This window comes from Cutibacterium sp. KB22876, from assembly GCF_059728865.1.
Genome location: NZ_AP040858.1, coordinates 306484 through 320842 on the forward strand (window position 1 = coordinate 306484; position 14359 = coordinate 320842).

Consider the following 14359-nt stretch of genomic DNA (forward strand, 5'->3'; position numbering starts at 1 on the left):
GCGCTGATGCTCACCGCAGCCTCTTCCGAACGGGACACTGTGCACAAGGAGGCGAGATCAGCTGAGAATCCGAAGAACTCACCTAGAATGTCAGGCACGCCCGGCGTTGTGTTTCTTTCCCGCATGAAGTCCGCCCTAATCTAAGAGCGTGAGTGCCTCCCCGCGCCGCTCGATTCGAGCCCTGGCCATCGCCTTGGTGGCCCTGTTCCCTCTTGGAGCCTGCTCTCACGATGACGGGACACCCGAGTCCTCGCCCTCGGACGTCCGTTCCAGCTTGAGGTCCACCTCAATCGCCACCGGCAACGTGTCGGGGGCGTCAATGACGACGACGTCCTTGGAGAAGCCGTCCGAGATTTCCGTCAAGGTGCCCACCATCACCAAGGCACGCAATCTCAGCCAGGCCATCGAGGTCGTCCGGGAGCGCACCCTGCGCGGATCCGCCTGGCAGTCAGCCTCCAAGGTGACCATGACCGGTCATTTTATCTCGTCGACGACTGATCTGCTCGGAGTGGAACTCCAAGCTGAGATCACCAAGGACAACAAGACCTCCAAGGCAACAACGACTCTGTGGTACGACGCCACGATGAAGCAAACCCTGTCGGCCAGCGCTCTCATCTCCTGGCCCGATTGGCCAAAGTTCAGTCAGCAGGTCGTCAAGGTAGCCAAGGCTGACGGGCTCGACGCAAAGAAGGCAGAGGTCGCCCTTCAGCAGCCACAGGCTCCCTACGGGACTGGACCCGCCCTGTCCTTCGACAGCAGGGGAGACATGCTCGTCCGCTTCCCCGCCGGAGCCCTTGACGCGGTGCAGCGCACCGTCATGATCGACTCCAAGACGATCTCCCCGATGCTCAGCGGGCTCGGCCAGAAGGCGTTGGGAGCATCCCTGCACCCGACTCCCTTCACCGGCACGGCGTCCGCGGACGTGACCTGGTTCGCCAAGCTCAAGACCAGCCCGAAGCCGGCTGATTCCCCCAACACCAAACCCCTTCCGGGCGGCCCGGGCACCAAGTCGACCGGTACGCCCACGCATCCTTCGACGGCGATCGGCGTCGACTGCATCGTCGAGAAGTGCGTCGCACTGACCTACGACGACGGCCCCGCCGACACCACGGACAAGGTCGCGAACAGCTTGTCGTCAGCGAAGGCGACAGCCACCTTCTTCCAACTGGGAACCAACGTCGACGCGCACCCGGACACCACCAAACTCCTTGCCGGTTCAGGTTTTGAGGTCGGCAGCCACTCGACGAGCAACCAGACCCTGACGAAGCTCGGTCCCAAGGGACGAGCCTCCGAGATCACTGACGCGGCAACCTCCCTCGGCAAGCTCACCGGCCGTCCGACGATGCTCTTTCGTCCTCCGTACGGCGCGCACAACGAGCGGGTCGATGCGACCATGGCCGAGCAGAACCTCGCAATGGTCAACTGGACGGCGGACTCCAACGACTGGAAGGACCGCGACGCGACCAGGATCACCAAGACCGTGACCGAATATGCGACCACGTACACCCAGCCGATCATCGTGCTTCACGACACGTATTCCTCGACGGCTGACGCCACCAGCGGCCTCATCGACGCCCTGCGCAAGAAGGGCATGACCCTCGTCACCGTCTCCGAGCTGACGGTCAACACCGGTGGCCTGGAGGCCGGCAAGACCTACTGCCGAGGCACTGCCGTCAACCAGAGCGGTTTCGGCTGCGCAGCCTCTTGAGGCACAAACCACCATCAACCGCTGGTTGAGGCCATGAATCTCTGAGGCGCGAGTTTTCGGATTCCCTCGCACCCCTCTGATCCGCTCAGGCCTTGCGGAGAACCTTGTGCACGATAGGCCTGAGCAGGTCCATGACCTCGTCAATGTGCAGCACCTTTGCCATCCCGAGAACGATGGCGACGAAGAGCACCCCACCAACGAAAGTTCCACCGGCATGGCCAATCCAGGCGCCGTGTCCGGCAGCGTCGATGCCATGGGCGACGAAGTAGGTCGGGATGGCGGCAATGATGGAGGCCAGGGACAGCCTGAGCCACAGTCGGTGAACCTCTCCCATGCCAATCCCGCCAAGCTGACGAGAGGCGACGACGATCCACGCCGTCGCTCCCACGAGGTTGGCGATGGTCTGGGCCGCTGCCACGACGAGCAGGGCTCCCTGCGGCGGGAAGATGAACATCGTCACCAGGATGACGAGCTGGGTGACGGTGGTGACTGTCTGCATGATGAGGTTGAGCTTGCCGTCCTCACGGGCGAAGCAGTAGCGCTGCTGCAGGGTCGTGATACCAAAGGGCAACAGGCCGATACCCATGATCGCCACGGCCCAGGCGAGCGCATCGATCTGGCTGGGTTCCAGGGAGAAGACCGTCTGGATACCGGGGCGAGCCAGCACGACCATCGCCAGGGAACACGGAATGATCGCCAGGGCCGGCATCTCCAATCCCTGTCGCAGCAGCTTCTTCATAGCGGTGTCATTGCCATCGGCATTGGCCCGGCTCATCCGCGGGAACAGAGCGGTGAGAATCGACGTCGTGATGAAGCTCTGCGGCAGCATGAAGATGAGGAAGGCGTTGTCGTAGGCACTGATCGACGACGACACTTCGGGGTGCACCAGGCGCACATGGGACAGCATCTTCTTCATGATGATGCCGGCAAGCTGGGCGATCACCAGTGCTGTGAAGGTCCACACCGTGATACGAGCGGCCGCTCCCAGCCCGTAGCCACGAACACCCCAGCGAGGCCGCCAGCGGAAACCACCGCGGTGCAACGGGATGATGAGGAACAACCCTTGAATGACGATGCCCAGGGTCGTCGTACCAGCCAGCACCCAGACCATCTCCGACGTCCAGGTGGCCGGATCCGGGTGAGCACCAAACTGCACCAGGAACCACACCAGACCAGCGATCTGTACCACATTCGCCAGCACCGGGCTCCACATGAACGCGGCGAACTGGTTTCGCGCGTTGAGGACCTGCCCGAGGATCGCGTAAAGGCCGTAGAAGAAGATCTGCGGCATACAGATGAAGCCGAAGAAGACCGTCAGGTGGCGAGTCGCCCCGCTGGAGGAGAAGTAGAGATCCAGCAGCCACGGCGAGGCCACGGTTGCCAACACCGTGACGACGAGGACCGACGCGAATGACACCGTCAGCAATCGGTCGACGAATTCCTGGCCACCGTCAGGCTGCTTCATGGCCTTGGTGATCTGCGGAATGAGGATGGCGTTGAGAACTCCTGCGCTGAGCAGAATGAACACCACATTCGGCAGTGTGTTGGCGGCCTGGAAGGCGTCAAGAGCCAGTGAGGTGCCAGCGGCGATGACGGTGAGCAGGTAGGTACGCACGAATCCGAGGACTCGCGAGACCATCGTCCCGGCCGCCATCACCATGCTGACGCGACGCAGCGACCCCTCGGCGGGGACATTGCCGGTGGAAGGTCGAACCTGGGCGTCGATCCGAGGAATAGCTCGAGTGCGATCGACGTCCTCATCGGCGTCCAGATGGGTCAGTGCGCGGGTCGAAACATCGGCGCCGAAGGTGACGGCGTCGATGTCGAGACTGTCGTAGACGTCGACCGGCGGGGCTGCCTCCGGAAGGTGGAGAAGATCGTAAACGTCGTCGTGGGGTTGGGGCATCGTCGCCTCAGCGGCCGGTCCCGGCATAGACGACGGCTTCACCCTCAGCGTCCAGTCCGAAAGCAGTGTGGGCAACGCGAACGGCCTCGTCGACCTGATCGGCATCGACGACCACCGAGATCCGAATCTCGGAGGTCGAGATCATCTGCAGGTTGATGCCGGAGTCGGCCAAGGCACGGAAGAAGGTCGAGGTGACGCCGGGGTGGGACCTCATGCCCACGCCGACCACGGACACCTTGCCGATCTGGTCGTTGTAGAGGATCTGCTCGTACCCGATCTCGTCCTTGGCAGCCGTCAGCGCATGGACGGCGGTCGGGCCATCACTCATCGGCAGGGTGAAGGACAGGTCGGTGCGACCGTTCATCACTCGCGAGGCGTTCTGGACGATCATGTCGATGTTGATGTCGGCGCGCGCGACGATGTCGAAGATCTGGGCAGCCCGACCCACCGCGTCAGGGATCCCGGCGACGGTGATCTTGGCCTCCGATCGGTCGTGGGACACACCCGAGATGATGGCCTCTTCCATGTCAGATCCCTTCGTGATGTCGGCAAGGTCCTTGACCCAGGTGCCGGGTTTGTCGGAGAACGAGGAGCGCACGTGAACCGGTACGTCCTCACGGCGGGCGTACTCGACGCAACGCAGGTGGAGAATCTTCGCGCCACAGGCGGCCATCTCGAGCATCTCCTCGTAGGAGATCTCGGGGATGCGACGAGCCCCCGTGATGATGCGCGGGTCGGCGGTGAACACCCCGTCGACGTCGGAGTAGATCTCGCAGAAATCGGCACCCAGCGAGCTCGCGAGCGCGACCGCGGTGGTGTCGGAGGCTCCACGCCCGAGGGTGGTGACGTCCTTCGTCGTCTGCGAAACACCCTGAAATCCCGCGACGATGACGACGTCACCGGCTTCCAAGGACTTCTCGATGCGTCCAGGAGTGATGTCGATAATGCGGGCATTGCCATGGGCGGCGGTCGTGATGACACCAGCCTGGGAGCCGGTGTACGAGCGGGCCGGGATGCCCAGGTCGGACAGGGCCATGGCCAGCAACGCAGCGGACTGACGCTCACCGGTCGTCAGGAGCATGTCGAGCTCTCGCGGAGCCGGCTGGGGGGAAACCTCAAGGGCTAGATCCATGAGATCGTCAGTGGTGTCACCCATGGCGGAGATGACGACGACGACGTCATTACCAGCCTGCTTGGTTGCGGCAATCCGGCGCGCCACGCGCTTGATCGATGCTGCGTCGGCCACCGAGGACCCACCGAATTTCTGGACGACTCGCGTCATCAACCCTCCTGCCAGGCTCGGCAGACCAAAGTCTAACCGGCGTCAGATAGCGACCCCTCCGTGGTCAGGACGGGAGCGCCCCGGCCTGCTGCTGGACCACCGTGACGAGACCGGGACCGTCAGGCGCGACTGCCACGATAGTAGGAGCACAGGGGTAAACCAGCGAAGGACCGGCCTGTGGAGCGGCATCGAGGCGGCATCGCATCCCAAGCCCCCTCCAATGCAGTCCGCAACGTCACAATTCACAGCCTCACCACATCGTCAACACCACCGCAACGGCCTGTGCCGCTCGGGTATGTCCGGACCCTCACGTATCCTTGGGGCCATGCGCTCAGACAGGCACGGCAAGCTCTACCCCTTAGCCATGTTCGGAATCGTCAGCATCCTGGCCGGATTGCTGGTAGCCGGATTCGTCGTGCCCGTCACTGCTCTGGCTGGTGGCACCGCGACGATGGTGGCTGACAGCATGGAGGACCTGCCTGCGGAATTGATGAGTACCCCGCAGGCCCAGAAGTCCCACATCCTCATGGCAGATGGGTCGGTACTGGCCACCTTCTACGACGAGAACCGCGAGTACGTCCCGTTGTCGAAAATCTCCAAGGAGATGCAGACCGCCCAGGTGGCCATTGAGGACAACCGCTTCTTCTCCCATGGCGCGATCGACCTCAAGGGCACCGCGCGAGCCCTGGTGGGCAATGTCTCCGGATCAGCTCGTCAGGGCGGTTCGACCCTGACCCAGCAGTACGTCAAGCAGATCCGCATCGAGGCCGCCGTCGCAGCTGGCAACGAGGCGGGCGCGCAGGCTGCCCAGGAGCCGACGATCACCCGAAAGGTACAGGAACTGCGCTACGCGGTGGCGATGGAGAAGAAGCTCTCCAAGAAGCAAATCCTGGAGCGGTACCTCAACATCGCCTATTACGGTGACGGCGCATACGGCGTCGAGTCCGCGGCCCGTCACTACTTCGGGACGACGGCCGCCAACCTCGATCTCGCACAGTCGGCGATGCTCGCTGGCCTGGTGCAGAACCCAGTCGCCTATGACCCGGTGAACCATCCTGAGGCCGCCATGAACCGCCGGAACATCGTGCTTGGCCGGATGGCTCAGCTCAACCTCATCAGCGCTGACGAGGCCCGGAAGGCGGAGGCGGTCGTCTTCGACAAGTCGAAGGTCGTCTACCCGAAGAATGGCTGCATCTCCTCGAAGTACCCGTTCATCTGCGACTACGCCTACCGGAGCCTGCTCCAAATGCCGAGCCTGGGCAAGAACCCGTCCGAACGGGCCAAGATGGTCAAGCGTGGCGGACTGACGATTCAGACGAATATCGACCCAAAGGTCCAAGACGCTGCTCAGAAGGCTGTTTCCGACGTCGTCGGCCCGAAGGATCCAGTTCTCGCCGGAACCGCGATCGTCCAGCCTGGCACCGGCTTGCTCCTGGCGATGGCGCAGTCGCGTCCTGTCATGGGCGACAAGTCCGGCCAGACCTATTACAACTACATGGCGCCCGCCTCGATGGGTGGTGCCACTGGTTTCCAGGCAGGTTCGATCTTCAAGGCCTTCACGACAGCCGCAGCCCTCGAGAAGGGCATTGCCATCAACAAGCACTACACCGCGTCGTCCCCCATGGACTTCACGGGAGAGAGGTTCACCAACTGCAAGGGCGCCTTCAAGTCAGGCCCCTTCCGGGTACGCAACTCCACCGGTCACTCGTGGAACATCGGTTTGCGTGAGGCCGCGGCATGGTCGGTGAACACCTACTTCGTCCAGCTGGAGCAGGACGTCGGCATGTGTGAGGTCACCAAGATGACCCAAAACGCAGGAGTCAAGCTCTCCAGCAGCAAGGACATCGTGACCGCCTTCCAGCACGTTCCGTCGTTCACCCTCGGTACTGCGTACGTCTCCCCGCTGTCGATGGCCTCGGCCTACGCAACCTTCGCGTCTCGAGGTGTCCGGTGCGATCCGATCATCCTCAAATCGATCAAGAACCGTAACGGCTCTGCCATCAAGGTGCCGACCGGCAACTGCAAGCGGGTCATGCCGCAGAAGGTCGCCGACGGCGTCAACTCAGTGCTGTCCGGGGTGATGGACGCCACCGGCATGCCTGCCACCATTCCCGGGGGCTACCCGCAGGCCGGTAAGACCGGTACGACCGACGCCCACGAGGCTGCTTGGTTCGACGGTTACACCCCACAGGCCGCTGGTGTGGCGATGATCGCCGCTGACGGCAGCAACCCCTACTTCCGCGGCGACAAGTCTCGTTCCATCAAGGGAATCCGGACCTCCACCGGGGTGTACCTCAATGGTTCCGGTGGTAGCGACGCCGGCAAGATCTATCGCGCCGCTATGGCAGGCGCCCTCAAGGACAAGCCTCCGACGGACTTCGTCTCACCGACGGACGAGATCCGTTATGGCAAGCTCATCCAGATCCCGAACACCGACGGCATGACCTATTCCCAGGCCAAGGCTGCCATTCGCAAGGCTGGATTCCGTACCAAGATGTGGCGTGTCTGGGACGACTCGGAGCCGGGGACCTATCTCGGCTCGGATCCTGAGGGCAAGGCCCATTCCGGAGAAGCCGTCGCGCTGAAGGTGTCGAAGGGTCCCGAGCCCGCACCTGAGCCGACTTACACTCAACCGGAACCACCACGACGCCAGCCGGACAACCCGCGCACCAGCGAGCCTGGGAATCAGCAGAACCCGCCGAGCGAACACAACCGATCCGGTGGCAACACCGAGGGAAACAACGGCCAAAGACAGGGCCGAGGAAATGGCGGCGGCCAGCAGAACCCGCCGGCCACGACGAGGCATCGCTGACATGAAGGCGTTCATGAAGGCGGCCGCCGGGTTGGTTGGAGTCGGCGTCGCCGGCCTGGCCTATGGGGTCGTGGAGGCCCATCGGTTCGTGGTGCGCCGTGTCGAGGTGCCGGTGCTGGAGCCCGGCAGTTCACCGCTTCGGGTGCTGCACATCTCGGACTTCCACATGCTGGCTCGCCAGAAGGCCAAGCGAGAGTTCATCCGTGGGTTGGTCGACCTCGAGCCGGACCTCGTCATCGACACCGGGGACAACTTTTGCTCGGCTGACTCCCTGCAGCCCCTCCTTGACGACATGGCAGGACTCTTGAAGCGTCCGGGAGCCTTCGTCTTCGGGTCGAACGACTACCTGGTGCCGGCTTTCAAGAACCCGTTCTCGTATCTACTGCGGGGCCGTTCGCGCGCGTCGGAGGAGCCGATACCGGAGCTCCCCCACGAGGAGTTGCGCCAAGCGTTCACCGCGGCGGGGTGGTTGGACCTCAACGACAAGTCAGGGACGTTGGAGGTGGCTGGCCAGCAAGTGGCGTTCCGCGGTACTGACGACGCCCACCACGAGCGCGACCATTACGAGAAGGTCGCAGGGCCTGACAATGGAGACGCAGACCTCAACATCGGCGTCACCCATGCGCCCTACCGCAAGATCCTTGACGCCATGGTCGGGGACGAGATGGACATCATCTTCGCGGGCCACACCCATGGCGGACAGGTGTGTCTGCCCGTCAAGGGAGCCATCATCACCAACTGTGATCTCGACACCGACCGCGTCAAGGGGCTCTCACAGCACAGCAGCGGTGGGCGCACCGGATGGCTTCATGTCTCGGCCGGATTAGGGTCCTCTCCTTTCGCCCCGTACCGGACATTCTGCCGGCCGGAAGTGACGCTGTTGACGCTTGTTCCCCGGTCATGACGGGGGTCGGCTTGGCGCTTTCAATCAAGCTGCGTTAGAGTATTCGTCGGTCCTCCTGTTGAGGAGGCTGACCGTGGTCGCGGGGTGTGGCGCAGCTTGGTAGCGCGCTTCGTTCGGGACGAAGAGGTCGCAGGTTCAAATCCTGTCACCCCGACTCACATGTGCAGTGGCCCTCTTCGGTCACTGCACAGATGCCCTCCCATGTGATGCTCCACCTGGCGCTGACACCGTGCGATGGTGTCCGCGCAGTCCACGTGATTCACGAGACACCCACGCGAACTGGCCGACCACGAACTATAGTTGCCCGCGTGGCCTGTGGTGACGGGTCGCGCCTGACACAAACACACGCCTGCCGCAAGGAGAAGACTCCAATGACACCCCCCCCCGAACCAGCAGGTCAGCCGACGCAGCATAGCCAAGGGCTTGGCGTGGGCCGTCCCGGCGGTATCCGTGGCATCCACCCTCCCCGCATTCGCAAGCAGCCCTGACCCGAACTGCTCCAAGGTCGGTATCAAGGTCAACTGGGCGCAGATGCGTGACGATCTTCGCGCCCTCGGTCAGGGGAGCACGAAGACAAACCTCGTCCTCGACGGCACGCCGGTCTACTACGACCTGACGACCGGCGTCACGACCCTCTCCCAGCCGACGAGCGGCCCGTGGATGTCAGCGACACTCCAACCGACCACGTACTACGTCCCCGAGAACGAGACAGGTTTCATCAACAGCAGCACGGGCCTCACGATCCAGTTCAGCAGCTCGATCTCCGAGGACAGCGCCCGGTGCAAGGCAACGCCGAGTGCGGTGGACGACGAGAGTGCGTACATGCGGTACACGTTCACCTTCAGCGAGCCGATGGACAGCGTGACGGTGCCCGTGTACAACGTCTCGCACAGCGAGGACATGATCATCCGCACGATGACTGGCTCCGCCACCTACACCTCGCACAACTCCGGGACAACGACGACCCAACTCGACTCGAAGGCCGTCGAGATCTACGGGAACGGCAAACCCGATGCCCGGAACGCCGATGTCACCCTCACCGACACCACGGGGTTCACGTTGGCGTATGGCTGGAAGGACTGCAAGTCCAAGGGCGCACACGCCTCCTTCATCACGCCTCTCGTGGTCACGAACACCTGCTCGTGACGCCGATGCGGTGACGGCTTGACGTCCTGCGGCGCATGCGGCGGAATACCAACCCATCGGTCGTGCGTTCCACCACTCGTACGCAACAAGGAGGAGCACCATGACCACACATGCACTCATCGCCGTCACCGACTTCGGCGTCGAAGAGGCCGAGATCGTCGAGCCCATCAACGCCCTCAAGAAGGCTGGTATCGAGGTGACCGTCGCCTCCAACAGCGGTGACGCCATCCAGACCGTCACCGGCGACAAGGATTGGGCGTCCAAAGTTGACGCCGACTCCAAGCTGGCTGACGTCAAGGCGGCCGACTACGACCTGCTCGTCATCCCTGGTGGCACCGTCAATGCGGACACCCTGCGTGTCGACGAGGACGGACGTCGTCTGGTCAAGGAGTTCTCGTCGGCCGGCAAGCCGGTCGGAGCGATCTGCCACGGCCCGTGGGTGCTCATTGACGCCGACGTGACCAAGGGCAAGAAGATGACCTCCTACATCTCCATCCGTCCGGATCTTGAGAACGCCGGGGCCAACTGGGTGGACGAGGAGCTCGTCCGCTGCCCGGGCAACGACTGGGTGCTCATCACCTCGCGCAACCCCAACGATCTCCCGGTCTTCACCAAGGCGCTGGTCGACGAGGTCGCCTGATCCTCACACCAGCTTCGTAGTAGGGGCCCTCACCCTCGGGTGGGGGCCCTTACTACGTTTCCCACGTCCATTCTGGCGGCACGGCGAGGGAGGAAGCCGCGTCAGACAGCGGTCCATAGGCCCCACTCTCGCCGCAGCGTGAGACTCGCGTCCACTTATGAGGACGACTCTGCCTATGTTTCAATTTGGTCACGATGTCGTCTCACCGTCATGAGACGAGCGCTGAATGGGTCTCACGGGTGGCATGGTGTCCCGAACAACCTGGGATCGTCGGGTAACCGCCGACGAGACGTGAGAAGGAGGCACCATGCGTCGAATGAGCCCACTCATTGCGCTGTCCCTCGCAGGCTTGATGGCATTGTCAGCTTGTGGCGAGGACGTTGCGGCCAAGGATGACTCGGCCGCTGGTTCGTCGGCGACGGGAGGCAGCAACAACAGCGCCCCCGCCAAGGATGGGGGTTCGATCACCGTTCGCGGCTGCACCCCGCAGAATCCGCTCATTCCGTCCAACACCAACGAGACCTGCGGCGGAAACGTCCTCGACGCCGTCACCGCTCGTCTCATCCACTACAACTCCGACACCGCCAAGCCGGAGATGGACATCGCCGAGTCCATCGAGACCAAGGACAACCAGAACTTCACCGTCAAGATCAAGCCTGGATACAAGTTCTCCGACGGCACCGAGGTCAAGGCCAAGAACTTCGTCGACGGCTGGAACTGGGCTGCCTACGGCCCGAACGCCCAGCAGTCCGGCTACTTCTTCGAGCCGATCGAGGGCTACGCCGACGAGCAGTGTGACGATGAAGCCTGCAAGACCAAGCCGAAGTCCACGACGATGAGCGGCCTCAAGGTCGTCGACGACCACACCTTCACCATCAAGACCACCGAGAAGGTCTCGAACCTCGAGGTGCGTCTGGGCTACACCGCCTTCGCCCCGCTGCCGGATGCCTTCCTCAAAGATCCGACCGCCAAGAAGTGGGAGAAGATGCCGATCAGCGCCGGACCGTACAAGGTCACTGAGAACACGGCCACGGCCATCACCGTCTCGAAGAACGACCACTACGCCGGCAAGTACAAGGGCCACGTCGACAAGGTCACCTTCAAGATCTACAACGACGCTAGCCCGGCCTACAACGACACCGTCGCCAACCACCTCGACGTCAACGACCTCATCCCGACCGACCAGCTCACCAACGACCAGTGGAAGAACGACCTGGCCAACCGTTGGGGCATCCGTCAGTCCGGTGTCACCCAAACCCTGACCTACTCCGGCAAGGACAAGCAGCTGGCCGACAACAAGGACCTCGTCAAGGCCCTTGCCATGGACATCGACCGCGAAACGATCACCAAGCAGATTTTCGCCAGCTCCCGCACCCCCGCCGACGGCTGGGTCTCCCCCGTGGTCGATGGGTACAAGAAGGACCAGTGCGGCGAGATGTGCAAGTACGACAAAGACAAGGCTCTCGAACTCTACAAGAAGTCCGGCGGGTACAAGGGCGTGCTGACCATTGCGGTCAACGGTGACGGCGACCACAAGGCCTGGTCGCAAGCCATCTGCAACGGATGGAAGAACGACCTCGGTCTGAAGTGCCAGCTCAAGGTCACCCCGGATTTCAAGACCCTGCGCGACATGGTCAACAAGCGGTCCGTCGACGGCTTCTTCCGTACCGGATGGCAGATGGACTACCCGTCCATCGAGAACTTCCTGACGCCGATGTACGCCACCGGCGCCTCCAGCAACGACAACGACTACTCGAACAAGGCCTTCGACGCCAAGCTCAAGGAAGCCGCTGCCGCTACGGACTCCCGGCAGGCCAACAAGCTCTACCAGGAGGCCGAGAAGATGCTGGCGGACACCCCGCCGACCGTCCCGCTGTGGACGACCTCGATCCCGTTCGCGTGGTCGGACAAGGTCGCCAACGTCAAGCTCACTCCGTTCGGCTCGATTGACCTTCAGTCGGTCAGCGTGAAGTGATCCATCCCTGATGACGCATCCGTCGGTCCGCTGAAGTTGCCCAGCGGACCGACGGTGTCGTGAGGAACACCATGTTCAGATATATCGTCAGACGCACACTTCAGATGATCCCGGTGCTCATCGGGACGACGTTCATCATCTTCTGTCTGGTCTTCGCCTTGCCGGGCGACCCGACGGCCGGTCGATGTGGTGAACGTCCTTGTCCGCCCGCCTATGTCGCGGCCTTCCGAGCCGAGTACAACCTCGACAAGCCACTCCTCGTCCAGTACGGCCTGTACTTGTCGAAGCTGTTGCACGGCGATCTCGGCGTTGACTACTACGGCAACACCGTCGTCTCCGAGCTCGGTGCTCGCTACCCCGTGACGATCAAGCTGGCTCTCATCGCCGTGCTCATCGAGATCATCGTCGGCATCCTGGCCGGTGTATGGGCCGGTGTGCGACGCGGCAAGTTCGTCGACTACTTCGTCCTCGTGTCCTCCCTGATCGTCATCTCCATCCCGATCTTCGTCATCGGTTCGCTGGCCCAGCTCATCTTTGGCCTGCGACTCGGGTGGTTCCCGGTGACGGCCGGCGACGGATCGTGGGGTGAGCTCATCTTGCCGGGCCTGGTGCTGGGAGCGTTGTCGGTGGCCTATGTGGCGCGTCTGACGAGGTCGAACCTGCTGGAGAATCAGCGAGCCGACTACGTGCGCACCGCCAAGGCCAAGGGCATGTCGCCGGGCCGCATCGTCAACGTGCACACCTTGCGCAACTCACTCATCCCCGTCATCACGTTCATCGGATACGACTTCGGCGCCCTCATGGGTGGTGCGATCGTCACCGAGCGGATCTTCAACATCAATGGAATCGGCAACTATGTGTATCGATCGATCAACCAGCGCGACGGCGTCTCGGTGGTCGGGTCGGTGACCTGCCTGGTGTTGGTGTATTTGTTCGCAAACCTCCTCGTCGACCTGCTGTACGGGGTGCTCGACCCGAGGATCAGCCATGACTGAACCACGCACGAACCTTCCCGATTCCCCGCTGGAGGCCGGCGGCCCAGAGGCCCTGGCCGAGCCGATTGCCGCCCCCCGCGAGAACGACGTCCTCGGCAACTCCAAGCCACGCTCGGTGTGGAATGACGCCTGGGACTCCCTCAAGAGCAATCCGCTGTTCTGGATCTCGGTGACCCTCATCGTCATCTTCTTGTTGATGGCGGCCGTGCCGGCAATCTTCACCTCGAAGAATCCCACCGACTGCAACTTGTCAGCCGCTCGTCACATCCCCTCCGGTGTGCACTGGTTCGGCACTGACATCCAGGGGTGTGACGTCTACGCCCGGACCGTCTACGGAGCCAGATCGTCGATCCTCGTCGGCGTGCTCGCCACCTTGGGGACGACCCTCCTTGGTGCCTTCATCGGCTTGATCGCCGGGTTCCGGGGCGGCTGGCTCGACACTCTGCTGAGCCGGACTGGTGACGTCTTCTACGCCATCCCACTGTTGCTCGGCGGCATCATCATTCTGTACACCTTCCCCAATGAGCCGGGCACTCCGTATCTCGTCATGGTGCTCAAAGTGGTGGGAGCCATCGTGATCCTGGGTTGGCCGTCGTTGGCTCGACTCATGAGGTCGTCGGTCTTGCAGGTTCTGCCCCACGATTACATCCAGGCCGCTCGGGCGTTGGGTGCCTCGTCGTGGCGGATCATCCGTCAGCACATCCTGCCCAATGCCATTGCCCCGGTCATCGTGGTGGCCACCATCAACCTGGGCGCCTACATCGCCATCGAGGCGACGCTGAGCTATCTGGGCATCGGTCTGCAGGAACCGGCCATCTCGTGGGGTGTGTCGATTTCCGACGCCTCGGGTCTGGGCTACGTCCGATCGGCGCCCTTCATGCTGCTGTTCCCGTCGCTGTTCCTGTCTCTGGCGGTGCTGGCATTCATCTTCCTCGGCGAGGCGGCACAGGACGCCTTCGACCCCAAACAGCACTGAGGTTTCGACATGGCA

Annotated in this window: 10 protein-coding genes and 1 tRNA gene; 9 read left to right on the forward strand and 2 right to left on the reverse strand. The window is 62.8% G+C overall.

All coding sequences use genetic code 11. The features are described from left to right. Window positions 1-148 precede the first annotated feature (148 nt). The gene (locus tag AC6I1W_RS01435) at window positions 149-1708 is read left to right on the forward strand and encodes a polysaccharide deacetylase family protein (RefSeq protein WP_407080976.1); all 1560 of its coding nucleotides are present in this window, start codon (window positions 149-151) and stop codon (window positions 1706-1708) included. A gap of 85 nt (window positions 1709-1793) precedes the next feature. On the opposite strand, the gene murJ is transcribed toward AC6I1W_RS01435, so the two are convergent. Together murJ and AC6I1W_RS01445 are read right to left on the reverse strand one after the other, a co-directional pair. After that, complete coding sequence (gene murJ / locus AC6I1W_RS01440; protein WP_171023546.1) at window positions 1794-3614, reverse strand: murein biosynthesis integral membrane protein MurJ; 1821 nt, start codon at window positions 3612-3614, stop codon at window positions 1794-1796. A 7-nt stretch (window positions 3615-3621) separates the two neighbouring features. Next, on the reverse strand, window positions 3622-4896 hold the full coding sequence (locus AC6I1W_RS01445) for an aspartate kinase (RefSeq protein WP_004809642.1): 1275 nt from the start codon (window positions 4894-4896) through the stop codon (window positions 3622-3624). A 295-nt stretch (window positions 4897-5191) separates the two neighbouring features. Between AC6I1W_RS01445 and AC6I1W_RS01450 the strand changes: the two genes are divergently transcribed. The 8 genes from AC6I1W_RS01450 (at window position 5192) to AC6I1W_RS01485 (ending at window position 14344) form a co-directional block, all read left to right on the forward strand. After that, window positions 5192-7708, forward strand: a complete 2517-nt coding sequence (locus AC6I1W_RS01450) for a transglycosylase domain-containing protein (protein ID WP_497743514.1) — start codon at window positions 5192-5194, stop codon at window positions 7706-7708. A 1-nt stretch (window position 7709) separates the two neighbouring features. Beyond that, the gene (locus AC6I1W_RS01455) at window positions 7710-8612 is read left to right on the forward strand and encodes a metallophosphoesterase (RefSeq protein WP_171048648.1); all 903 of its coding nucleotides are present in this window, start codon (window positions 7710-7712) and stop codon (window positions 8610-8612) included. Between the two features lie 80 nt (window positions 8613-8692). Beyond that, window positions 8693-8766 (forward strand) — tRNA-Pro (locus AC6I1W_RS01460). Between the two features lie 296 nt (window positions 8767-9062). After that, the gene (locus AC6I1W_RS01465; RefSeq protein ID WP_138774617.1) at window positions 9063-9758 is read left to right on the forward strand and encodes a hypothetical protein; all 696 of its coding nucleotides are present in this window, start codon (window positions 9063-9065) and stop codon (window positions 9756-9758) included. A 100-nt stretch (window positions 9759-9858) separates the two neighbouring features. Further along, on the forward strand, window positions 9859-10398 hold the full coding sequence (locus tag AC6I1W_RS01470) for a type 1 glutamine amidotransferase domain-containing protein (protein WP_117189474.1): 540 nt from the start codon (window positions 9859-9861) through the stop codon (window positions 10396-10398). Between the two features lie 307 nt (window positions 10399-10705). Further along, window positions 10706-12373 carry a peptide ABC transporter substrate-binding protein gene (locus AC6I1W_RS01475; protein ID WP_117189475.1) on the forward strand — a complete coding sequence of 556 codons (1668 nt, stop codon included), beginning with the start codon at window positions 10706-10708 and terminating at the stop codon, window positions 12371-12373. 71 nt (window positions 12374-12444) lie between these two features. Continuing rightward, a complete protein-coding gene (locus AC6I1W_RS01480; RefSeq protein ID WP_015581951.1) occupies window positions 12445-13368 on the forward strand; it encodes an ABC transporter permease in 924 nt (307 codons plus the stop codon). After that, window positions 13361-14344: an ABC transporter permease gene (locus AC6I1W_RS01485; protein WP_117189476.1), complete on the forward strand. Its 984-nt coding sequence runs from the start codon at window positions 13361-13363 to the stop codon at window positions 14342-14344. The genes AC6I1W_RS01480 and AC6I1W_RS01485 overlap by 8 nt, the downstream gene beginning before the upstream one ends. The last annotated feature ends 15 nt before the right edge of the window (window positions 14345-14359 follow it).